The sequence below is a fragment of the Bradyrhizobium sp. USDA 3256 genome, assembly GCF_054058275.1.
This window is the reverse complement of sequence record NZ_JBSSAE010000002.1, coordinates 1721811-1745127: the sequence shown is the minus strand read 5'-3', so window position 1 is coordinate 1745127 and position 23317 is coordinate 1721811. Positions and strand designations below refer to the sequence as shown.

General features: G+C 65.3%; 19 protein-coding genes. 13 read left to right on the top strand and 6 right to left on the bottom strand.

Annotation, left to right across the window (positions count from 1 at the left end):
• Positions 1 to 142: 142 nt before the first annotated feature.
• Both ACVWY5_RS09845 and ACVWY5_RS09840 read left to right on the top strand, forming a co-directional pair.
• A complete protein-coding gene (locus ACVWY5_RS09845; RefSeq protein WP_028331820.1) occupies positions 143 to 1063 on the top strand; it encodes an alpha/beta fold hydrolase in 921 nt (306 codons plus the stop codon).
• 203 nt (positions 1064 to 1266) lie between these two features.
• Entirely contained in the window at positions 1267 to 1857 is a 591-nt protein-coding gene (locus ACVWY5_RS09840; RefSeq protein ID WP_321176788.1) for a nuclear transport factor 2 family protein, read from the top strand.
• Positions 1858 to 1892: 35 nt separating this feature from the next.
• Here the strand turns inward: ACVWY5_RS09840 and ACVWY5_RS09835 are convergent, their stop codons facing one another.
• The 6 genes from ACVWY5_RS09835 to ACVWY5_RS09810 all read right to left on the bottom strand — a co-directional run bounded on the left by ACVWY5_RS09835 (position 1893) and on the right by ACVWY5_RS09810 (position 9782).
• A complete protein-coding gene (locus ACVWY5_RS09835) occupies positions 1893 to 2567 on the bottom strand; it encodes a spermidine synthase (protein WP_028331821.1) in 675 nt (224 codons plus the stop codon).
• Between the two features lie 178 nt (positions 2568 to 2745).
• On the bottom strand, positions 2746 to 5979 hold the full coding sequence (locus tag ACVWY5_RS09830) for a bifunctional cytochrome P450/NADPH--P450 reductase (RefSeq protein WP_028331822.1): 3234 nt from the start codon (positions 5977 to 5979) through the stop codon (positions 2746 to 2748).
• 136 nt (positions 5980 to 6115) lie between these two features.
• Positions 6116 to 7111 carry an alpha/beta hydrolase gene (locus tag ACVWY5_RS09825; RefSeq protein ID WP_028331823.1) on the bottom strand — a complete coding sequence of 332 codons (996 nt, stop codon included), beginning with the start codon at positions 7109 to 7111 and terminating at the stop codon, positions 6116 to 6118.
• Between the two features lie 12 nt (positions 7112 to 7123).
• Entirely contained in the window at positions 7124 to 8674 is a 1551-nt protein-coding gene (locus tag ACVWY5_RS09820) for a WS/DGAT/MGAT family O-acyltransferase (RefSeq protein ID WP_028331824.1), read from the bottom strand.
• 59 nt (positions 8675 to 8733) lie between these two features.
• Complete coding sequence (locus ACVWY5_RS09815) at positions 8734 to 9525, bottom strand: alpha/beta hydrolase (RefSeq protein ID WP_028331825.1); 792 nt, start codon at positions 9523 to 9525, stop codon at positions 8734 to 8736.
• 8 nt (positions 9526 to 9533) lie between these two features.
• Positions 9534 to 9782: a DUF6489 family protein gene (locus tag ACVWY5_RS09810; RefSeq protein WP_028331826.1), complete on the bottom strand. Its 249-nt coding sequence runs from the start codon at positions 9780 to 9782 to the stop codon at positions 9534 to 9536.
• 468 nt (positions 9783 to 10250) lie between these two features.
• On the opposite strand from ACVWY5_RS09810, the gene ACVWY5_RS09805 reads away from it, so the two are divergent.
• The 11 genes from ACVWY5_RS09805 (at position 10251) to ACVWY5_RS09755 (ending at position 23313) form a co-directional block, all read left to right on the top strand.
• The gene (locus tag ACVWY5_RS09805) at positions 10251 to 11849 is read left to right on the top strand and encodes an ABC transporter substrate-binding protein (protein ID WP_028331827.1); all 1599 of its coding nucleotides are present in this window, start codon (positions 10251 to 10253) and stop codon (positions 11847 to 11849) included.
• Between the two features lie 103 nt (positions 11850 to 11952).
• Positions 11953 to 12933, top strand: coding sequence for an ABC transporter permease (locus ACVWY5_RS09800; RefSeq protein WP_028331828.1), 981 nt, complete (start codon positions 11953 to 11955; stop codon positions 12931 to 12933).
• A gap of 11 nt (positions 12934 to 12944) precedes the next feature.
• Complete coding sequence (locus ACVWY5_RS09795) at positions 12945 to 13904, top strand: ABC transporter permease (protein WP_028331829.1); 960 nt, start codon at positions 12945 to 12947, stop codon at positions 13902 to 13904.
• Positions 13901 to 14884, top strand: coding sequence for an ABC transporter ATP-binding protein (locus ACVWY5_RS09790; RefSeq protein WP_028331830.1), 984 nt, complete (start codon positions 13901 to 13903; stop codon positions 14882 to 14884). Before ACVWY5_RS09795 ends, ACVWY5_RS09790 begins: the two co-directional genes overlap by 4 nt.
• Positions 14881 to 15873 carry an ABC transporter ATP-binding protein gene (locus ACVWY5_RS09785; RefSeq protein WP_028331831.1) on the top strand — a complete coding sequence of 331 codons (993 nt, stop codon included), beginning with the start codon at positions 14881 to 14883 and terminating at the stop codon, positions 15871 to 15873. The genes ACVWY5_RS09790 and ACVWY5_RS09785 overlap by 4 nt, the downstream gene beginning before the upstream one ends.
• A 112-nt stretch (positions 15874 to 15985) precedes the next feature.
• A complete protein-coding gene (locus tag ACVWY5_RS09780) occupies positions 15986 to 17791 on the top strand; it encodes a gamma-glutamyltransferase family protein (RefSeq protein WP_028331832.1) in 1806 nt (601 codons plus the stop codon).
• A 220-nt stretch (positions 17792 to 18011) separates the two neighbouring features.
• Positions 18012 to 18722 carry a DUF1028 domain-containing protein gene (locus tag ACVWY5_RS09775; RefSeq protein WP_028331833.1) on the top strand — a complete coding sequence of 237 codons (711 nt, stop codon included), beginning with the start codon at positions 18012 to 18014 and terminating at the stop codon, positions 18720 to 18722.
• Positions 18719 to 19708, top strand: a complete 990-nt coding sequence (locus ACVWY5_RS09770; RefSeq protein ID WP_028331834.1) for an ABC transporter ATP-binding protein — start codon at positions 18719 to 18721, stop codon at positions 19706 to 19708. The genes ACVWY5_RS09775 and ACVWY5_RS09770 overlap by 4 nt, the downstream gene beginning before the upstream one ends.
• Positions 19705 to 20811, top strand: a complete 1107-nt coding sequence (locus ACVWY5_RS09765) for a dipeptide ABC transporter ATP-binding protein (RefSeq protein ID WP_028331835.1) — start codon at positions 19705 to 19707, stop codon at positions 20809 to 20811. The genes ACVWY5_RS09770 and ACVWY5_RS09765 overlap by 4 nt, the downstream gene beginning before the upstream one ends.
• A 17-nt stretch (positions 20812 to 20828) precedes the next feature.
• The gene (locus tag ACVWY5_RS09760; RefSeq protein ID WP_051375983.1) at positions 20829 to 22340 is read left to right on the top strand and encodes an ABC transporter substrate-binding protein; all 1512 of its coding nucleotides are present in this window, start codon (positions 20829 to 20831) and stop codon (positions 22338 to 22340) included.
• Between the two features lie 31 nt (positions 22341 to 22371).
• Positions 22372 to 23313: an ABC transporter permease gene (locus tag ACVWY5_RS09755; RefSeq protein WP_028331837.1), complete on the top strand. Its 942-nt coding sequence runs from the start codon at positions 22372 to 22374 to the stop codon at positions 23311 to 23313.
• Positions 23314 to 23317: the final 4 nt, after the last annotated feature.

The window sequence follows — 23317 nt, the reverse complement described above, 5'->3', positions numbered from 1 at the left end:
CGCTTCCATTTGTTTCTGCCATACGACACTGTTGCTGCTGATCGGTCAACTGCGCGGCGCGACCAGCGACGCCGAGGCTCTTCTGCGCTGCGTCAATCCGTGGCATAGAGGTTCCTGACCGCGACACCAGCAGGGGACGCCCGTGACCACGCTCGCCCATCAGCCGCCGCAGATCATCCGCGCCAATGGCATCGACATCTGCTACGAGATTTTTGGCGATGCGAATGCCGAGCCGCTGCTCCTGATCATGGGCCTCGGCGCCCAGATGATCCATTGGGACGACGAGTTCTGCCGCCAGCTCGCCGCCCGCGGTTTTCGCGTCATCCGATTCGACAACAGGGATATCGGCAAATCCTCCCGCCTGAGCGGCGGCAAGCGGCTGACCGCGCTCGAACTGCTCAAGCTCCGCTTCCTGAAGATCCCGGTCGCAGCACCCTACAAGCTGGCCGACATGGCGAGGGACACGATCGGGCTGATGGATGCGCTCGGCATCCGCACTGCGCATCTGGTCGGTGCCTCGATGGGCGGCATGATCGCGCAGGAGGTTGCGATCACCTTTCCCGAGCGCGTGCGCTCGCTGACCTCGATCATGTCGACCACGGGCAATCCAAAGATCCCGGGGCCGACCCGCGAGGCGACCGCGGTGCTGATGGCACCGCCACCGAAGAGCAAGGAAGAGTATTTCGTCCGCTTCGGGCAGACCTGGAAGGTGTTGCGCAACGGCTCGTTTCCCGAGGACGAGGCGCTCGATCCCGAACGCGCGCGGCGCACCTATGAGCGCGGCCTCAATCCCGAGGGCGTCGGCCGCCAGCTCCGCGCCATCCTCGCCTCCGGCAGCCGCAAGGAGCGCCTGCGCGGCGTCAAGGCGCCGACGCTGGTGATCCACGGCACCATCGATCCGCTGGTGCATCCCGAAGGCGGCAAGGACACCGCGGTCTCGATCCCGGGCGCGAAGCTCGTGATGATCGAGGGCATGGGCCACGCCCTGCCGATTCCGATGTGGCCGCAGATCATCGACGCCATCGACAAGCACGCGCATGGCGCGGCGGCGAAGGCGGCGTAAGGCCTGAGCGTTTTCGAGCGAAGTGGATACCGGTTCGCGTGAAGAAAACGCCTCAAAGCCAGAATCGAGAGCCCGTCCCGATTCAATCGGAACGGGGCTCCGGTATCTTCCGGTAACCATGTGAGCCAGGAGTGCGTTCTTCCGGGCGCGGCATGGACGCTGTAGAGAGCGCTATCCAGCGCTCAGCCACCGGGAGCAACCAGATGAAGACCCCTCTCCGGCCACAGACAGCCGTCGCCGCTCTCCTCCTCGCGCTCGCGTCTTCATCGGCAATTGCGGCCGCCAACGAAGCGCAGCAGGAGGCCAACCGCAAGGCGGTGCTCGCCTTCTACGAGAAGGGGCTGAACCAGAAGGACGCTGACGCGGCGCTCGCCTATGTCGGCAACCGCTATGTGCAGCACAATCCCGGCGCGGCCGACGGCCCGGAAGGCTTCCGCAAGTTCATCGGCTTCCTGCGCGAGAAGTTTCCGAACTCGCACAGCGAGATCAAGCGCTCATTCGTCGACGGCGACTACGTGATCCTGCACGTCCACGCCGTGCGCGAGCCGGCACTCGCGGCAATGCGATCGTCGACATCTTCAAGCTCGAGACGGCAAGATCGTCGAGCACTGGGACGTGGCGCAGCCCGTTCCGGAGAATCCCGCCAACAACAACACGATGTTCTGAGGCATCGTGATGGCTTGTGCTCGGCCACTGGCATGATCAGGCTGGCGAGCGCGCCGGGATGCCGGCTAGAGCATGATCCGGAAAAGTGTGAAGCGGTTTTCCGAAGAATCATGCTCAAAAAGAGCTAAAGCGCGATGACGATTCAACCCAATCTCATCGCGCTTTAGTCCTTGACCGCGATCCAGATCACATGGCGGACACCGCGGCCTCGGCCGGTGGCGCGGACGGCAATTTCGTTGACCGCGAACCCGGCCCGGGACAAGGATTTCGGGAACCTGGCGTTCGGACCGGACGACCAGACGGCGAGCACGCCGCCGCGCCGCAAAGCCGTGTGTGCGATCTTGAGCCCGGAGACATCATACAGCGCGTCATTGGCCTTGCGGGTGAGACCTTCAGGCCCGTTATCGACGTCGAGCAGGATGGCATCGAAGCTGAGCGGTTGGCGTTCGATCACGCTGGCAACATCCTCCTCCCGGATGCTCACGCGCGGATCGTTCAGGCTGTCGCCGAAGATCTCCGCCATCGGACCTCGCGCCCAGGCAACGACCGCCGGCACCAGTTCGGCCACCACGATTCTCGCCTCGGGCCCGAGCACGGCGAGCGCGGCCCGCAGCGTAAAGCCCATGCCGAGGCCGCCGATCAGAAAATGCGGCCGTGCGACCTTCTCGATCTTCTTCGCGGCGAGCGTCGCCAACGCCTCTTCCGAGCCCGACAGGCGGCTGTTCATCAGCTCGTTGGTGCCGAGCATGATCGAGAATTCGCGGCCTCGCCGCATCAGACGCAATTCACCCTCGGTGCCGGGAATGCGCGCGGTATCGATCTTTTCCCATGGAATCATGCGGCGGCTTGTATCACGGCCGGTGCCCCCAAATCACCCATGCGTAGCCCGGATGGAGCCAACGGGTCGCGCGAACGCGCGCCCGATGACAGGCTCCGCGAAATCCGGGAGCCGGTCGGTCCGCATCTGACGCTGTCCCGGATTACGCTTCGCTCCATCCGGGCTGCGAAGGCACGGGCTAGCCACCTGCCCAGACGTCGAGCACGTAGCGGTTCCTGGTGCCCATTTCCTCGATCCAGCGCGCGGCGGCGTCAGTGTCGACACCGGTGCGCTCGCGGTAGATCGACATCAGGGTCGCCTTGACGTCGGGCTCCATCCTGCCGCCGTCGCCGCAGACATAGACGATCGCACCCTTCTGGATCAGCTCCCACACCCGGTCCTTCTGCGCGGCGACGAGGTGCTGCACATAGGTCTTCGGACCGTCGGCGCGCGAGAAGGCGGTGTGGAGTTCATTCACGCCGTCGGCGGCGAACGCCTTCAGCTCATCCGCATAGATGAAGTCCTGCTCGGGATGCCGGCAGCCGAAGAACAGCATCGCCGGCCCCAGCGTCGCGCCCTGCGCCTTGCGCGCGGCGCGCTCCTGCAGGAAGCCGCGGAACGGTGCGAGCCCGGTGCCCGGCCCGATCATGATGATCGGCACGGCATTGTCATCGGGCAGGCGGAAGCCGGCCTTGGTCTCCTTGATGGTGGCGTGGACGGTGTCGCCGGCGCGGCGGCGCGCCAGGTAGTTCGAGCAGACGCCCTTGTAGATGCCGCGCCCGGAACTTGCTGGCGCCTCCACCACGCCCACGGTGACACTGCAGCGCTGCGCCTCGCCGGCCGGAGACGACGAGATCGAATAATAGCGCGGCGCCAGCAGCGACAGCATTTCGAGATAGAGGTGGAACGGCAGCTCGCAGGCCGGATGTTCCTCGAGCAGGTCAAATACCGATTTGCGCTTCGCCAAGACGTCGGCGCGATAGCGCGCGGCCGAGGCATCGTCGTCCCCGACATAGGCCATCAGCTTCGGCTTGGTGACCGGGCAGCGAGTGTGCTCGGCCATGATCTGGATCTGCTTGCGGGTCGCGACCTGCTGCAGCTCGACGAACTCGGTGAGCAGCCGTCCGACCGACACGGCGTTGCCGACCGGCAATTGAGCGCGGCGGCCTTCCGAGACCTGCAGACGGATCTGGTCGGCCGGCAGGAAGCCGAAGCGGCGCGCAACGGAATCGACCAATGTCGGATCGTTGCGCGGCACCACGCTGAGATGATCGCCGACGCGGTATTTCAGGCTGGCCGGCAGCTCGACCTCGATATGCCGGGTCGAACGCTCCGACGGATGAGCGCCTGCCTTGGTCTGCAGCTCGTTATTGGCGAGCACCTTCATCGGCACCGCGCCGCCTTGCGTCACGATGGTGTTGACCGCACCCTGCGCCACCGGCTCGATCGCGTAGAGCGGCTCGTCCTCGGCGGTGCGGGTGAAATTCCAGTCGATGCCGAATTCCTTGGTCGCGACCTTGGCCGCCTCCGGGAACCATTTCTGGAACTGGCCGTCGAGATCGCTGCGCGCATCGCCCTCGCCGCGCGGATAGACGGCGCGCGCACCATGTTTGGTGAGCTGCTCGTCAATGAAGCGCGGCACCGACTGGTAGGTCGCCGCCCAATCGCTGTTGCCGCAACCGAACACCGCGTAGCGGACCTTGGCGAAGGCATCCTTCGGCAGGTCGCTATCGAGCCATTTGACGAACTGCGTGGCGTTGTCGGGCGCCGCGCCATTGTAGGAGGCGCAGATGATCAGCACGCCGCCCTCCTCCGGCAGCTTGCCGACATAATCGTCCAGCGGGCCAAGCCGCGTCGCGAAGCCATTGATCTCGGACAGATCCGCCATGCGGGTTGCCAGTTCCTCGGCAGAGCCGAGATTGGAGCCGTAGAGCACCAGCATCGGCGTGTTGTGGCCGGGACGCGTGGTCGGCGCGCGCGGCGCCTTCGGCGCGGCCGCAACCGCGCCCGTGCCGCCGGCGAACGCGCCGCGGTCCTTGTCGTCGCGCGGCCGCACCTTGATCCTGAAGCCATCCGGCTTGACGGTCAGCGTCTCCTTCAGATGCATCTGGTAGCGATGCACGTCGATCAGCTTGAAGCGCTGCAGGATCATCCCGATCGCCAGCGCCGCCTCGTGCATGGCAAAGCCGCGGCCGATGCAGGCGCGCTGGCCGTTGCCGAACGGCTTCCAGGCATTGATCGGGCGCTTGGCCTCAGCCTCGCGGCTGAAATTCTCGGGATCGAACACGTCGGGGTTCGGGCCCCAGACGCTGGGATCGCGATGCAGCGCCATCACCAGGATGGTGATGAAGGTGTTCTTCTTCAGCTTGTACTTGCCGCCGATCGTCTCATCGTTCAGCGGCGCGATGCCGTAGGCCGGCGCCGGCGGCCACAGCCGCAGCGCCTCTTTCAGGCATTGGGTGATGTAGGTGAGCTGCGTCACCTGCTGATAGGTCGGCCGCGCGTTGACGTCGGGCCCGAGGACGCGATCGACCTCCTCATAGGCCTTCTTGAGCACCTCCGGGTGCTTCAGCAGCGCATAGATCGTGCACGACAGCAGGCCGCTGGTGGTCTCATGGCCGGCGATCAGGAAGGTGTTGATCTGGTAGCGGATGTTGACGTCGTCGAGCTGCTCGCCGGTGGCGCGGTCGACGCCGGTCATCATCGCCGCCAGCATGTCCTTCTTGTCGTCGGTCGCGGCGGTGTTGCCGCGCCGCTCGGCGATGATCTCGTCGACCATCTTGTTCATGAAGGCGACGTCGTCGGCGAGCGTCTTGCGCCGCTTCTGCATCCACAGACCCTCGAGCGGCAGGCCGCGGGTCATCATGATGGTTTCGAGCGAGCGCACCAGCGATTCCACGAACGGGTGGTAGTCGCGGCGGTAGAACGAGTTGAAGCGGTAGTCGAAGCCGCAGAGGCCGATGGTGTCGAGGGTGAGCGCCGTCATGTCGTGGACGACCTCGATCTCCTCGTCCGCGTTGAGGCGCTCCCATTTCTTGACCAGCTGCTCGGCGATGTCGACCATGCTCGGGTGGTACGACTGCATGGCGCGGTTGCCGAACGGCTGCATCAGGATGTTGTGCGCCTTGCTCCAGTTCGGCTCCTTGGTGTCGGCGGTGAACAGACCGTCGCCGCCGACCGCGCGCACCCGGCGCAGCGAGCCGCGCACCGCCTTGTCGAAGCGTTTTTCATCGGAGAGCTCGTCGACGAGATCGTGGCCGGACACGATCACGAGTGGCGCGCCCATCATGTCGAGCCAGAAGATCGGCCCGAGCTCCTTGGAGAGCTTGACGAGATGCTGCACCGGCGCGGTCGAGTCCAGCGACAGCATGTTGCCGACCACCGGCTTCGTCGGCGGATGCGGAATCGGACTCAGTCTGTTGCCGGACGCCATGTTGGAAGTGCCCCCTCTAACCTCAGTCATTCCGGGATGGTCCGAAGGACCAGACCCGGAATCTCGAGATTCCACAATGCGCAATTGCGCGTTGGGGTTCGATGCTGCGCATCGCCCCGGAATGACGACGTCGTCGTCAGCCAAATCGCTTTCTGCACCATTCGATCAGCTTCGCGCTGACTTCGTCAGGCTTTTCCTGCTGCGTCCAATGGCCGCTGTCCTTGACCAGATACTTCTCGAGGTCCGGCACCAACCGCTCCATTCCGTCGGCGGCCGAGGGCGGCAGCACCGCGTCGTTCTCGGCCATGATCATCAGCGACGGCACCCGGACGTGATGGTCCAGCCCGGCCGAGCGCTCCCAGTTGCGGGTGAAATTGCGATACCAGTTGATGCCGCCGGTGAAGCCGGTCTTGGTGAAGGTGTCCACGAACACCTTCTTCTCGTCGGCCGACAAGATCGGCGTGCGCGGATCATGCTTGGCGTCGTAATTCGCGATCATCTGCGGAAACGCCAGGTTGAGCCGCGCCGAGGCGCCGACGCCGGCGATCGGCTGTTCGGGTGGCGCATCCGCCGGACGCGGCACCGGCTTGCGCATGAAGGCGTCGAAGGTCTGCTCGACGCGGCCGCCGAAGATGCGGTCGGGCTCGCGCGCCGGATCCTGGAACTGGACGATGTACATGTGATCGCCGAAGCGCTGGCGGAACAGCGCGATCGGATCCATCGGCGCGCGGTCCCAATGCGGCGTGTTGACGCCGACGACGCCGGCGACCCGCGCAGGATGCCTGAGCGGCATCTGCCAGACGACAAAGCCGCCCCAGTCGTGACCGACGAAGATCGCCTTGTCGATCTTGAGATGGTCGAGCAGGCCGACGAGATCGCCGGTCAGGTGCTCCATGTCGTAGGCCTCGACCGGCTCCGGCCGGTCGGTCGCGCCATAGCCGCGTTGATCCGGCGCAATCACCCGGATGCCGGCCTCGCCCAGCGCCTTGATCTGGTGGCGCCAGGAGAACGCCAGTTCGGGCCAGCCGTGGCACAGCACCACCGGCGGCGTGTCGGTCTTGGGGCCTGCTTCATAAAACCCCATGCGGATGCCGTTCGTCTCGGCGAACTGCAGCGGGGGCATTTCAATCATCGACAGGCATCCTTATTCGGCTGCGCCCCTGATGTCCGCAGGCGGGGGAGCGAACGCCGCCTCGAGTACATCGAACTCGAGCGGCAGCATGTCGCACATCACCTGCACGTGGGGAATGATGTTGGCACCCACGATGAAGCCGAAATCGAGCTGATCGCGGTAGCTCTGCACGGTGATGTTGAGCGCCACGCCGTGGGTCGAGATCGAAACCGGGAAGATGTGCAGCAGCTCGGCGCCCGCCGCATACAACGTCTGCCGCGGCCCCGGCACGTTCGAGACCGTGATGTTGGTGGCCGGCGGCAGCACGTTGGAGAGGTCGGAGCGGCTGTAGAGCAGCGCCAGGATCTGCACCAGGATCGGCGCGCCCAGCAGCGAGATGTTGGTGACCTGCGGCACCAAGGCGCGCAGCGGATGCGACATCTCCTTGGACTTGGTCGACTGCGCGATGATGGTTTCCAGCCGCTTCCTGGGGTTTTCGATGTCGGTCGCGATCGAGCAGATCATGCCGAACACCTGGTTGTTGGATTCGGCATTGCCCTCCTCGCGCAGCGAGATCGGAACACCTGCCGTCAGCGACTTGTTCGGCAGCGCGCCCTGGCTGATCAGATAGCGCCGCACCACGCCGGAGGCGAGCGCCAGCACAACGTCGTTGAGCTTGCCGCCGGACGCCTTCGCGAGGGCCTTGGCACGCGACAGCGAGATCGAGGTGCCGGCAAAGCTGCGCTCCGACGAGATCGCCTTGTTGAGGATGGTCGGCGGCGAGGACATCGCCTGCAGGCTCTCGCGCGATCTCGGATCGGCGACCTTGGCGACGACGTCGGACAGGCTTTTGATGACCGTCGGCATGGAGCCGGCGAACTTCACCGCGCTCTCGATCTGGAACATGGCGTTGTCGAACAGGATCGAGCCGAGGTCGCTCTTGCCGGAACGCGGCAGCTCCAGGCTCTTCTGCGCGGCGGCGGCCGCCTCGAACGGCTGGGTCCAGAGTTGCTGATAGGCATCGATCAGATTGGCCGCGATGTCGCGCGGCTCCTGCGCGACCTTCTTCGCGCTCGGCGGCTCGATCTCGCGCGGCACCGGCGTCAGGTCGTAGATCATGCTGGTCAGCGCCGCACCGGCGCCACCGTCGATGCAGGCATGGTGCATCTTGGAATAGAGCCCGATCTCGTTGTCCTTCATGCCCTCGAAGACGTAGAACTCCCAGAGCGGGCGGGCGCGGTTCAACAGCTTGGCGTGCATCCAGCCGACGATACGCTCCAGCGTGGCGCGATCGCGCGGCGCCGGCAGGCTGGCGCGGAAGATGTGACGGTCGATGTCGAACTGGTCGTCCTCGACCCAGGAAGGATGATCGATGTCGAGCGGCGCCTTCTGCAGGCGTGCCTTGAGGATCGGTGCGATGTGCAGCCGCGAGGCGATCATCGCCTTGAACTCCTCGAAGAAGTCGCCCTTGTAGCCGTCGGGCAGCCGGAAGATCGCCATGCTGCCGACATGCATCGGCATTTCCGGCGTTTCCAGATAGAGAAACGATGCGTCCAGCGAGGACAGCTTCTTGGCGTCGCTCATGATCTCCTCCCGAGAGCCTACTTACGCGGGCGCCTTGGGCGGCGCTTCTCGTCGTTTGGTCAGGATAGTGCCTGTTCTGGCGGCCCGTAGGCAATGGCAAAGGGGCCCGAGCGGTCAAAATGCCGGAATTCCCCTTCCGGCTGGGCCAGCCGGTCCGCAATCGCCCACAGCGCCGCGGGATTGACGCCGAGGCCGATATGGCTGGCGAAATGCACCTCGATGTTCTCGGCGGTGGCCGACGGCCGCACGCGCGAGGTCCGCCAGTTCACGATGCCATCGGTGCGGGAATAGATCGAGGTCGTCGGCACCGGCATGTCGCCGGCGATCGCGGTGCGGATCTCCGGGATGTCGTCGACACCTTCGCCGGACAGCAGCTCATAGAGCCGCGTCGCATTGGTGGCGCGGATGTCGTCGGCGAACGGACTGCCCAGCGTGATGATGGAGCGCACCAGCTCCGGCATCTGCAACGCCAGGTCGCGCGCATAGACGCCGCCGAGGCTCCAGCCGATGATCGAGACCTTGCGTCCCGACGCCTCATGGACCCGCTTCAGAAGGTCGCGCAGCGCAGCCCGCCTGCTGGAAATCCCGCCGAAATTGCGGCCCATGTTCCAGGCGTAGGTGTCGTAGCCGAGCTCCTTCAGATAGCGCCGCATCGGCGCCATCGAAAGGTCGCTGGCGAGGAAGCCCGGCAGGGCCAGCACCGGATGACCATCGCCCTTCGGCGCCTGCATCAGCAGGGGCGACAGCAGCAGGCTCGAATTGAGTTCGAGCACGCCGCGCGCCTCCGCCAGCATCAGGAACAGGCTCGGCGGGCGCAACCGGCGTTCGGTCCCATCAACGCTCCTGTCCATGCCGGTCACTATTTCTTCTTGCTCGAGCCGCCGAAGCCGGCCATCGCCACGAACATGTCCTGGAAGCGCTCGGCGAGCTTGGGATCGAAGGTGAACCAGCTCTGCATCAGCGATTCCGGCGAAATCTTCTCGATGTTCGACGTCATCTGCTGCTGCAGCTTGTCCATCACGGCGGCCTGCATCGGCGCCACGTCCGGCAGGCCGAAGAATTGCCGCGCTTCGAGGGGCGTACAATCTATCTCGACGTTGACTTTCATATCCGCCTCCTCAAATGCGCCTTGGCCCGCCATAGTATCGCCGGGACGGGGCGAGTTGCGCAAGCGAGCCGTACCTGCCCCGGGGGGCAGTCGGCCTCAATCATCCGTTATGGTCAACCAAACCGTTTGGAGCGGTTGCTCCAATCCGCTTGGAGCCCCTGCTCCAAACCGTTTGGAGCCCTTGCTCCAAACCGTTTGGAGCCCTTGCTCCAAACTGGTTGGAGCGGCCGGCATAAGCGGGCGCGCCGGTGATCATTCCCGTGACCGACAAGCGGCACTCCGAAAGTCGAATGTCACGCGTTCGCGCCAACGGCCTACTCTCCAATCCGGTTCATTGCGCTGCACCCGCGCGGACGGGTTAACCCTTTGGCAAATCGCGCTTGCGCGGCCGGTAAACTCTGGCAACATGGATCAATAATACCAGCCGGACAAAGCAGCCGGCGGACAAAAACGGGGACGCGGGATTACATGTCGGTACGTTGGAGTTTGTTTGCGGCCACTATCGCCGCACTCGTCGCCTTTGCTTTGCCGGCATCGGCCCAGACGTTGAAGTATGCGAACCAGGGCGAGCTGAAGTCGCTGGATCCCTACACGCTGAAGGAAACTACGACGATCGCGCACCACGCCCACGTCTACGAAGGCCTCACCGCGCGCGACAAGGACCTCAAGATCATTCCGGCCCTGGCGGAAAGCTGGGAGACGCTGAGCCCGACCAAATGGCGCTTCCATCTGCGCAAGGGCGTGAAATTCCACAATGGCGATCCCTTCACCGCCGACGACGTGCTGTTCTCGGCCGAGCGCGTCCGCGCCAGGGGCTCCAACTTCCTCAGCAACGTCCCGGCCGACGCCAAGTTCAGCAAGGTCGACGACTACACCGTCGACGTAACGCTGGACTCGCCCAATCCCATCCTGATCTCGCAATGGGATAGCTGGTACATCATGGACAAGAAGTGGTGCGAGGAGAACAACTCGGTCGCACCGACGCCGGCCTCCGCAACCACGCCGAGTTACGCGGCGCTGCACGAGAACGGCACAGGCCCCTTCACGATCGAGAGCCACCAGCCCGGCGTGAAGACCGTGTTCAAGGCGTTTCCAGGCTATTGGCGCAAGCCCGAGCATAATCTCAAGGAGATCATCTTCACCCCGATCGGCTCCGACGCCACCCGCGTTGCCGCGCTGCTCTCCGGCGAAGTCGACGTCATCGAACCGGTTCCGCTCCAGGACATCCAGCGCGTCAATTCCAGCGGCGTCGCGACCGTCATGACCGCGCCGGAAATTCGCACCATCTTCATCGGCATGGATACGGCGCGCGACGAGTTACTGTATTCCAACATCAAGGGCAAGAATCCGTTCAAGGACATCCGCGTCCGCGAAGCTTTCTACAAGACGATCGACGTCGATCTGATCAAGACCCGCGTCATGCGCGGCATGTCGACCCCCTCGACGCTGATGATCGCCCCCGAGCTCTATCCGCTGTCGAAGGAATTCACCCGGCCGAAGCTCGATCCTGATGGTGCCAAGAAGCTGCTGGCCGACGCCGGCTATCCGAACGGCTTCGAAGTCACGATGGACTGCCCGAACGACCGCTATGTCAACGACGCCGCGATCTGCCAGGCGGTGGTCGGCATGCTGGCCCGCATCGGCGTCAAGGTGAACCTGCTGGCGCAGCCGAAGGCGCAGTATTTCGCCAAGGTGCTGAAGCCCGGCGGCTACCAGACCTCGTTCTTCATGCTGGGCTGGACGCCCGCGACGTCCGACTCGCACAACGTGCTGCACGACATCCTCGGCTGCCGCGACGATCCGAAGGATGCCACAAGGGGCGAGGCCAATCTCGGCGGCTATTGCAACAAGGAAGTCGACGCGCTCACCGACAAGGTCCTGGTCGAAGGCGACACCGCCAAGCGCGACCAGTTGATCAAGCAGGCCTACGAAATCGTCATCAAGGACTACGGCTACATTCCGCTGCATCAGCAACCGCTGGTGTGGGGCGTGTCGAAAAAGGTCAAATTGACCCAGCGCGCGGACAACCAGGTGCTGCTCTACTGGGCGACCAAACAGGGTGAATAGTGGTTTTGGCGAATTGGGTCCCGGAAGCGCAGGCTTCCGGGACCTCGCGCTTTCCGGCCGCGCAAAGCCGCGCGCCGAATGTCAAAAGCAGTGAAAGGTAGAGATGCTGGCTTTCACTCTTCGCCGCTTCCTGCAGGCGATCGGCGTGATGCTCGCCGTGGGCGTGATTGCGTTCGCGATGTTCCGTTTCGCCGGCGACCCGGTGAACCAGATCGTCTCGATCGACACGTCGGCCGCGCAGCGCGCTGAAATCCGGCACTCGCTCGGCCTTGACGATCCGGTGCTAGTGCAGTTCGGCCGCTACTTCATCAATGCGCTGCAGTTCAAGTTCGGCGTGTCCTACCAGTTCCGCCTGCCGGTCTCCTCGCTGCTGGCGGAGCGGCTGCCGGCGACGCTGGAGCTTTCGATCTGCGCCACGCTGTTCGCGATGGTGGCCGGCATCCTGATGGGGGTCTATTCGGCGCTGCGCCGCGACACCGTGCTCGCCAAATTATTCCAGGCGGTATCGCTGATCGGCATTTCGCTGCCGACCTTCCTGATCGGCATCCTGCTGATCTATCTGTTCGCGGTGACGCTGGGCTGGCTGCCCTCCTTCGGCCGCGGCGAGGTGGTGAAGCTCGGCTGGTGGACCACCGGACTGCTGACCGTCTCGGGCCTGAAGGCGCTGATCATGCCGGCGATCACGCTCGGGCTGTTCCAGATGACCCTGATCATGCGGCTGGTGCGCGCCGAAATGCTGGAAGTGTTGCGGACCGACTATATCCGCTTCGCCCGCGCCCGCGGGCTGACCACGCGCGCGATCCATTTCGGCCATGCGCTGAAGAATACCCTGGTTCCGGTCATCACGGTGGCCGGCCTGCAGTTTGGCTCGGTTATTGCTTTCTCGATCATCACCGAAACCGTGTTCCAATGGCCGGGCATGGGACTTCTGTTCGTGCAGGCCGTGCAGAATGTCGATATCCCGATCATGGCCGCGTACCTGTTGATGGTCTCGCTGATCTTCGTCACCATCAATCTCGTGGTCGACATCCTCTACACCGTGGTCGATCCGCGCTTGCGCTCGACCGTCGGCCGCGCGGCATGAGGGGCTGACCGATGTCCGATGCCGTCGTCCCCCATCCCTCCCAGGACCACCAGGCCCCTGCCGGCTGGTTCAGGCGCGCGCTCGACAGCGACGTCTTCTATTCATTCCGTCGCTCCAGGCTGACGATGGTCGCCGCCGTGATCACGCTGCTGTTCTTTCTGCTCGCAATCTTCGCGTCGTGGCTCGCGGTGCAGAACCCGTTCGATCCGGCGCAGCTGCAGCTGATCAACTCGCGGATCGCGCCGCTGTGGACCGCCGACGGCCAAAGCCCGTTCCTGCTCGGCACCGACGAGCAGGGCCGCGATGTGCTCTCGGCGATCCTTTACGGCCTGCGCATCTCGCTTGCGGTCGGCCTGGCCGGCGTGGTCTTCGCCGGCGCGCTCGGCATCGCCCTCGGGCTGATCGCAGGCTATTTCGGCGGTGTGGTCGACACCGTGATCATGCGGATCGCCGACGTGCAGCTCACCTTCCCCGCGATCCTGATCGCACTGCTGGTCAACGGCGTCGCCAAATCGCTGCTCGGCAACCGGCTCGACGAGATGAGCACGCTCGGCGTCCTCATCATCGCGATCGGCCTCAGTTTCTGGGTGCAATATGCCCGCACCGTGCGCGGTTCGGTGATGGTCGAGAAGAACAAGGATTACGTGGCCGCGGCGCAGCTGATCGGCCTGCCGGCGCCGAAGATCATGCTGCGGCACGTGCTGCCGAACACGATGGGCCCGATCCTCGTCATTGCCACCATCAACCTCGCGCTCGCGATCATCACCGAGGCGACGTTGTCGTTCCTTGGCGCCGGCATGCCCGACACCATGCCCTCGCTCGGCACCCTGATCCGGATCGGCAACAACTATCTGTTCGCCGGCGAATGGTGGATCGTCGCCTTCCCCGGCATTGCGCTGGCCGGCCTGATCCTCTCCATCAACCTGCTCGGCGACTGGCTGCGCGACGCACTCAATCCGAAGCTCCGATGACCAAGCCTGTTCTTTCCGTGCGCAATCTCGTGGTGGAATTCGTCACCCGCCGTGCGACCTTGCGCGCCATCAACGGCGTGTCGTTCGACATCGCCAAGGGCGAGGTACTCGGCGTGGTCGGCGAGTCCGGCGCCGGCAAATCGGTCACCGGCCTTGCTGTGATCGGACTGATCGATCCGCCCGGCCGCATTTCCGGCGGCGAGATCGAACTCTCGGGCACGCGGATCGACCATCTTCCGCCGGAGGAGATCCGCCGCATCAGGGGCAAGCGGATCGGCATGATCTTCCAGGATCCGCTGACCAGCCTCAATCCGCTCTACCGGATCGGCGACCAGATCATCGAGACCATTCGCACCCACAGCAATCTGAGCGAGAGCGCCGCGCGCAGGCGCGCTATCGATCTGTTGGCCGAGGTCGGCATTCCCGCGCCGGAAAAGCGCATCGACGGCTACCCGCACGAATTCTCCGGCGGCATGCGCCAGCGCGTCGTGATCGCGCTTGCGATCTGCGCCGAGCCCGAACTGATCATCGCCGACGAGCCGACCACCGCGCTCGACGTCTCCGTGCAGGCGCAGATCATCGCGCTGATCAAGCGGCTCGGCCGCGACCACGGCACCGCCGTGATGCTGGTGACCCACGACATGGGCGTGATCGCCGAAACCTGTGACCGCGTTGCGGTGATGTATTCCGGCCGCATCGCCGAGATCGGCCCGGTGCAGGAGGTGGTGCGCAACCCGCTGCATCCCTATGCCAAAGGCCTGATGGGCGCGATCCCGACCCTCGCCGGCGAGGACAAGCGCCTGGTGCAGATCCCCGGCTCGATGCCGCGGCTGTCGGCGATTCCGCCGGGCTGCCCGTTCAATCCGCGCTGCGCGTTTGCCTTCGATCGCTGCCACGTCGAACGCCCCGAGCCGATCCGGCAGGGCACGCAATCCGTCGCCTGCCACCTGTTTGAGCCGGCGAAGGAGACGGCGGCATGAGCGGGACGTTGATCGAGGTCAGGAACCTGCGCCGCGTCTTCGACGTCTCCAAACCGTGGCTCAACCGCGTGATCGAGGGCGGCCATCTCGAATTCCTGAAAGCCGTCGACGGCGTCTCTTTCGACATCAAGCGCGGCGAGACCTTCGCGCTGGTCGGCGAATCCGGTTCCGGCAAGACCACGGTCGCGCGGATGGTGGTCGGCCTGCTGCCGCCGAGCTCGGGCGAGGTCGTCATCGACGGCGTCTCGATGACCGACCCGCGGCAGGGCCAGGCGCGTCGCCGCTTGCGCCGGCGCATCCAGATGGTTTTCCAGGATCCCTATGCGAGCCTCAATCCGCGCTACCGGGTCGCCGCCATCGTCGCCGAGCCGATCCGCGCCTTCGACCTGATCCAGGGCGAGCGCGACGTCAAGGCTCGGGTCGGCGAATTGCTCTCGCTGGTCGGCCTGCACCCCGACGACGGTCAAAAATTCCCGCATGAATTTTCCGGCGGCCAGCGCCAGCGCATCGCGATCGCCCGCGCGCTGGCATCCGAGGCCGAGTTCATCGTCTGCGACGAGCCGACCTCGGCGCTCGACGTCTCCGTGCAGGCGCAGATCCTCAACCTGATGCGCGATCTGCAGGACAAGTTCGGCCTCACCTATCTCTTCATCAGCCACAATCTCGCAGTGGTCCGCCACATGGCGAGCCGGATCGGCGTGATGTATCTCGGCCGCATCGTCGAGATCGCCGAGGGCAGAGAATTGTTCGAGAACCCGCGAATGCCCTACACGAAGATGCTGCTCGGCGCGGTTCCGGACCTTGCGATGTCCGGCCGCCAGCGCATCCCGGTGAAGGGCGAGATTCCGAATCCGATCGATCCGCCGTCAGGCTGCTCCTTCAACCCGCGCTGTCCCCTCGCCTTCGATCTCTGCCGCCAGAAGACACCGGAACTGATCGACGGCGTCGCCTGCCATGCCGTAAACAGTCCCGCCGCCGTTCCGGCATGATCACGCGGATGGGAGCGGCCATGTCCACCAAGCGGTTGGCATACCAGCCGGCCTGTGATCAAGTGCGCCCGCCAAAGAGGCCCAACAACAAACCGACGAACGGTCAATCGCCATGAGCAACATCAACCCCGATCCGTTCACAACCCGGCCCGAGATCGAAGGCACTTTCGGCGTCGTCACCTCGACGCACTGGATCGCCACCGCGGTCGGCATGGCAACGCTGGAGAAAGGCGGCAACGCCTTTGACGCCGGAGTGGCCACCGCCTTCACGCTACAGGTGGTCGAGCCGCATCTGAACGGCCCCGGCGGCGACGTTCCGATCATCGTGCACGACGTCAAGCGCGCCAAAAGCGAGGTGATCTGCGGCCAGGGCCCGGCGCCGGCGAAGGCAACCATCGCGCATTATCGCAGCGAGGGTCTCGAGATGGTGCCCGGCACCGGCCTGCTTGCGGCCTGCGTGCCCGGCACATTCGAATCCTGGATGCTGCTGCTGCGCGACTACGGCACCATGAAGCTGCGCGACGTGCTGGAGCCCGCGATCGCCTACGCACGCGACGGCTATCCGCTGGTCGAGCGTGCATCGGCCACCATCAAGACCGTCGAGCAACTGTTCCGGAAATACTGGACTACATCGGCCGACGTCTATCTGCCCAACGGCGAGGTGCCGAAGCCCGGCACCATCTTCACCAACAAGAAGCTCGCGGAAACTTACGCACGCATCCTCGATGAGGCAGAGAGCGCCGGCGGCGATCGCGTGGCGCAGATCGAGCGCGCGCGGCAGGCCTGGTCGAAGGGCTTCGTCGCCGAGGCGATCGATAAGTTCTGCCGCACCCAGGAGGTGATGGACGTCTCCGGCTCGCCGCACCGCGGCGTGCTGTCGGCCGACGACATGGCGCGTTGGCAGCCGACCATCGAGGCGCCGCTCACCTATGATTACGGTCGCTACACCGTGCAGAAGGCCGGGGTCTGGAGCCAGGGTCCGGTGATGCTGCAGCAACTCGCGCTGCTGAAGGGTTTCGAGCTCGACGGGCTCGATCCCGCAGGCCCCGACTTCATCCATCTGCAGATCGAAGCCGCCAAGCTTGCCTATGCCGATCGCGAGACGTTCTACGGCGACCCGAAATTCACCGACATCCCGATCGAGACGCTGCTGTCCGATGCCTATAACAACGAACGGCGCAAGCTGATCTCGAAAGACAAGGCTTCGCTCGACTTCCGCCCCGGCTCGCTCGAGGGCTTCGGCGGCGTCGTGAAGTTGCGACACGCCGAAGGGCATCGCGAGGCGGTCGGCGCCATGGGCGCGGGCGAGCCGACCGTCGGCCGGTTCGGCGAGGTGCGCGGCGATACCGTGCATTTCGACATCATCGACAAGGCCGGCAACATGATCTCGGCGACGCCGTCCGGCGGCTGGCTGCAGTCCTCGCCGGTGATTCCCGAGATCGGCTTCTGCCTCGGCAGCCGCGCCCAGATGTTCTGGCTCGAGGAGAACCACCCTGCCTCGCTCGCGCCGGGCAAGCGGCCGCGCACCACACTCTCGCCGACCATGGCGCTGTGCGACGGCGAGCCGTATCTCTCCTGGGGCTCGCCGGGCGGCGACCAGCAGGATCAGTGGATCACGCAGTTCTTCCTGCGCCATGTCCACGCCGGTCTCAATCTGCAGGAGGCGATCGACGCCCCGGCCTGGCACTCCGAGCATTTCCCGATCTCGTTCTGGCCTCGCACGTCGCGGCCCGGTGTGCTGGTGCTGGAAAACCGCGTGCCGAAATCGACCATCGACGAATTGAAACGCCGCGGCCATGTGGTTGAGATTGGTCCCGATTGGTCGGAAGGCCGCCTCACCGCGGCCTCGAAGGTCGGCGCCCGCCGCCGCGCCGCCGCCAATCCGCGCGGCATGCAGGGTTACGCCGCAGGCCGCTAACACAAGGTGATCGCCACAGCATGATGACGTCCGGTCGGATCGCGGAGCGAGCCCCAAACTCCACCTCGCCCCGCTTGCGGGGAGAGGTCGGATCGCATCGAAGATGCGATCCGGGTGAGGGGGAGTCTCCGCGAACTCGATTTGTACCATCTTCGCGGAACAAGCCCCTCACCCCAGCCCTCTCCCCGCGAAGAGCGGGGAGAGGGAGAAGAGACGCGAGATGACCTGGTCGATCATCGCCCGCGACAGCGCCACCGGCCAGCTTGGCATCGCCGTCGCGACGCGGTTCTTCGCGGTCGGCGCGCTGGTGCCGCACATCGCACCCGGGATCGGCGCGGTGGCGACGCAGGCGCTGGTCAATCCCTATTACGGCATCGACGGCCTCGCGCTGCTGCGCGGCGGCAACAGCCCGCATGAGGTGATCGCGGCGCTGATTGCGCCCGACAGCGGCCGCGAGAGCCGGCAGGTCCATGTCATGGACGCCAGGGGCCGCATCGCAGCGCATTCCGGCAAGGACTGCATCGACTGGTTCGGCCATATCGCCGGCGACGGGTTCTCGATCGCCGGCAACATGCTGGCCGGACCCGCGGTGCTCGACGAGACCGCGCGCGTTTATGCCGCGAACGAGAAGCTGCCGTTCGCGGAACGGCTGATCAAGGCGATGTTCGCCGGCGAAGCGGCCGGTGGCGACAAGCGCGGCAAGCAATCGGCGGCTCTTCTGATCCACGGCGCAGAGGAATGGCCGGCGCTCGATCTGCGCGTCGACGACCACACCGATCCCTTGCGCGAGCTGGAGCGGCTGGAAGCCGTCAGCCGAGAGCACTGGGTTCCGTTCCGGAGCTTCATGCCGACCCGCGACAACCCGGCCGGAACCAGCGATCGCGCCACGATCGACGCCGGCATCGCGGCGACAACCACGAGTCGCGAATGAAGGCAGGCCCGCTGATCGAGATCGAGGGCCTGCGCGTCGCCTTCCAGGGCGACGACGGCCGCGTGACGCATGCCGTCGACAGCGTCGATCTTTCCGTCGCCAACGGCGCCACGCTCGGCCTGGTCGGCGAGTCCGGCTGCGGCAAGAGCGTGACCTCGCTTGCGATCATGGGGCTGTTGCCGAAGCAATCCGCCGCCGTCTCCGGCACGATCCGCTTCGACGGCTTCGACCTGCTCGACGTGCCTGATGCGACGCTGCGCGACCTGCGCGGCAATCGCCTCGCGATGATCTTCCAGGAGCCGATGACCTCGCTCAACCCGAGCTTCACCATCGGCGACCAGATCACCGAGACGATTCTGCGCCACCGCGGCGGCTCCCGGCGCGCGGCGCGCGAACGCAGCATCGAGCTGCTGCGCCGCGTGCATATTCCCTCGCCCGAGAAACGCGTCGACGAATTTCCGCACAAGCTTTCCGGCGGCATGCGCCAGCGCGTGATGATCGCGATGGCGCTGGCCTGCGATCCGCAGCTTCTGATCGCCGACGAGCCGACCACCGCGCTCGACGTCACCTTGCAGGCGCAGATCCTCGATCTGATGCGGGAGCTGAAGGCCGCGAGCGGCGCCGCGATCATCCTGATCACCCACGATCTCGGCGTCGTCGCCGAAGTCTGCGACGAGGTCGCGGTGATGTATGCCGGCGAGATCGTCGAGCGCGCGCCGGTCGACGAGCTGTTTGCCAATCCGCAGCATCCCTACACGGTCGGCCTGCTCGGCTCGATCCCGCGGCTCGACCGCCGCACCAGCCGTCTCGCCACCATCGAGGGCATGGTGCCGAACATGGCGAACCCGCCCGCCGGCTGCCGCTTTGCCGCGCGCTGCCCGTTCGTCGAGGATGCCTGCACCAAATCGCCGCCGCCGCTCGCGCTGCTGAGCCCGACCCACGCCTCGCGCTGCATCCGCGCGCCGCTGGAGCGGCTGGTGTCATGACTGCGCTGCTCGAGGTCGAAGGGCTGGTGAAGCATTTCGTCGCCGAACGCTCGCTGTTCGGCCGGCCGACCGCCCATGTGAAGGCGGTCGACGGCGTCAGCTTCACGGTCGAGGCCGGCAAGACGCTGGCGCTGGTCGGCGAATCCGGCTGCGGCAAATCCACCGTCAGCCGGCTGGTGCTGCGGCTGATCGAGCCGGATGCCGGACGTATCCGCTTCGAGGGCCGCGACCTTGGCACGCTCAATGCCGAGCAGCTCCGCGCATTCCGCCGCGACGCGCAGCTGATCTTCCAGGACCCCTACGCCTCGCTCAACCCGCGCATGACGGTGAGCCAGATCCTGACCGAGCCGCTGGCGCTGCACAATCTTGTGCCGCCGCCGGCCCGCCGCGAGCGCGTCGAGCAGCTGTTGCGCCTGGTCGGGCTCGAGCCGCGCTTCGCGCGGCGCTATCCGCATGAATTCTCCGGCGGCCAGCGCCAGCGCATCGCGATTGCCCGCGCGCTCGCGGTCGAGCCGAAGCTGATCATCTGCGACGAGCCGGTGTCGGCGCTCGACGTCTCGATCCGCTCGCAGATCCTGAATTTGCTGCGCGACCTGCAGGACGGCCTGAAGCTCGCCTATATCTTCGTCTCGCACGATCTGGCCGTCGTGAAGCACATCGCCGACCGCGTCGCCGTGATGAACCTCGGCACCATCGTCGAGACCGCCGATGCACAGGCGCTGTTCGCGGCCCCGCGCCATCCCTACAGCCGCGCGCTGTTGTCGGCGATCCCGGTGCCGAAGCCGCGTGCGAAGCGCAGCCGCATCGTGCTGGAGGGCGAGCTGCCGAGCGCGCTCAATCCGCCCTCCGGCTGCCGCTTCCATACCCGCTGTCCCTATGCGATCGCGCGCTGCCGCAGCGAGGTTCCGCTATTGCTGGCGGATGACACGGGCCACGCCACGGCCTGTCACCGCATCGCGGACCTGCCGCCCGCCGAGAGTATCGTCCCCTCTGACGGTGGCTTCTCGCCGTCGCTGGAGAAATTGGTGGCGGCCTTCAGCGGAGCCGCGGAAGGGACCGGGCGCGGCGGGGTTGGTCATTTCGGGACGGTGCCGCAGGCATGAAAATGGGGAGCTGTGTGATGAGGATGTTTGGTTTGGCGGCAACCGTTGCCGCCCTGCTGCTATCGCTGGCGGCTGGCGCCCAGGCACAGACCACGCTGCGGATCGGTCTTGCCGAGGACCCCGACGTGCTCGACCCGACCATGGCACGCACCTATGTCGGTCGCATCGTGTTTGCCGCGCTGTGCGACAAGCTGTTCGACATCGACGAGAAGCTCAACATCGTGCCACAGCTCGCGCTGTCGCACGAGACCTCCGCCGACGGCAAGGAGGTCACGATCAAGCTCAGGCCTGGCGTCAAGTTCCAGGATGGCGAGCCGCTCGATGCGGAGGCAGCCAAATTCTCGCTGGAGCGGCATCTGACCTTCCCCGGCTCGTTCCGCAAGCCGGAGCTTGCCAGCATCGATCACATCGATGTCGTCGATCCCCTAACCATCAAGCTGGTGCTCAAGGCACCGTTCTCGCCCCTGATCGCGCAGCTCACCGACCGCGCCGGCATGATGGTGTCGCCGAAGGCCGCCAAGGCTGCCGGCGACAAGTTCGGCCTGCATCCGGTCTGCGCCGGTCCCTACAGATTCGTCGAGCGCGTGCAGCAGGACCGCATCGTGCTGGAGAAATTTGCCGACTACTGGAACAAGGACAATGTCTTCATCGACCGCATCGTCTATCTGCCGATCGTGGACGCCACGGTGCGGCTTGCCAATCTCAAATCCGGCGGGCTCGACCTGATCGAACGCGTGCTGGCGACCGACCTGAAGGACGTGCGTGCGGATTCGCGGCTGAAGGTCTCGAGCGCGATCGAGCTCGGCTATCAGGGCATCACCCTCAACATCGGAAAGGACAAGGCCAAGGGTGCCCTCAGCCAGTCCGCCAAGGTCCGGCAGGCGCTTGATCTGTCGATCGACCGCGAGGCGATCAACCAGGTCGTGTTCAACGGCGAGTTCAAGCCTGGAAACCAGTGGCTGAGCCCGGATCATCCTTACTACCAGAAGGACTTTCCGATCCGCCCGCGCGATGTCGCAAAGGCCAAGGCGCTGTTGAAGGAGGCCGGCGTGACGCCGCCGGTCAGCGTCGATTTCATGGTGCCGAAGGGCCCCGAGACCGAAGCCACCGCGCAGGTCATTCAATCGATGGCGGCGGAGGCCGGCTTCGACTTGAAGATCCGGGTCACCGAATTCGCGACCTCGCTGAAGCAGGCCGAGGCCGGCGAATACCAGGCCTATATGCTGGCGTGGAGCGGCCGCATCGATCCGGACGGCAACTCCTATGTCTTCCTGCACAAGGATGCGCCGCAGAACTACAGCGCCTGGGCCAGTCCCGAGGCCGACAAGGCGCTCGACGACGCCCGCCTCACCACCGACATGGCGCAGCGCAAGGCGATCTACGCCAAGCTGACCAAGCTGGAACAGGAGGACGAGCCGCTCCTCTATATCTACCATCGCCGCATCATCATCGCACACACGACAAAGCTCGACGGCTACAAGCAGATGCCCGATGGGCTGGTGCGCGTGGTCGGGCTGAAGCTGAAATGATCACGCCGGTGTCCGGGACACGAGCATCGCGATGCTGAACTTCCTTGCCAAGCGGCTGGCTCAGATCGTCCCGACGCTGTTCTTCGTTTCGGTCTTGATCTTCTCGCTGCAGCATCTGCTGCCGGGTGATCCGGCGCTGGTGATGGCCGGCGAGGAACGCGATCCTGCGGTGATCGCGCAGATCCGCGCGCAGTACCATCTCGATCAGCCGATCCCTGTGCAATATGTCTACTGGATCAAGGGCGTGCTGTCGGGTGACTTCGGCGAGTCCTTGCGCAACAAGATGCCGGTGCTGGAGCTGATCGCGCAGAAGCTGCCGGTGACGCTGCAGCTTGCAGGCATGGCGATCGTGATAGCCTTCCTGATCGGCATTCCCGCCGGCATCGTCTCGGCGGTGAAGAAGGGCACGGCCTGGGACTACGGCGCCAATCTGTTCGCGCTGTGGGGCATCTCGACGCCGAACTTCTGGCTCGGCATCATGCTGATCTTCCTGTTCTCCATCGAACTCGGCTGGCTGCCGGCGTCCGGCTACGTGCCGCTGACCGAGAACTGGCGCGCCAGCATCGCCGCGTCAATCATGCCGGCCTTCGTGCTCGGCAATGCGATCGCGGCGATCCTGATGCGGCACACACGAAGCGCCATGCTGCAGGTGCTGGAGAGCGACTATGTCCGCACCGCGCGCGCCAAGGGCCTGTCCGAGCGGACGGTGATCCTCAAGCATGCGATGCGCAACGCGCTGACGCCGATCATCACGCTCGGCGCACTCGAGCTCGGCACGCTGCTGTCAGGCGCGGTCCTCACCGAGCAGATCTTCTCGATCCCGGGCTTCGGCAAGCTGATCGTCGATGCCGTGTTCAATCGCGACTATGCCGTCGTGCAGGGCGTGGTGCTGACCACGGCGACGATCTACATCACGCTCAACCTGATCGCCGACATAGCCTACATCCTCGTCAACCCGCGGCTGAGGGGCTGACCAG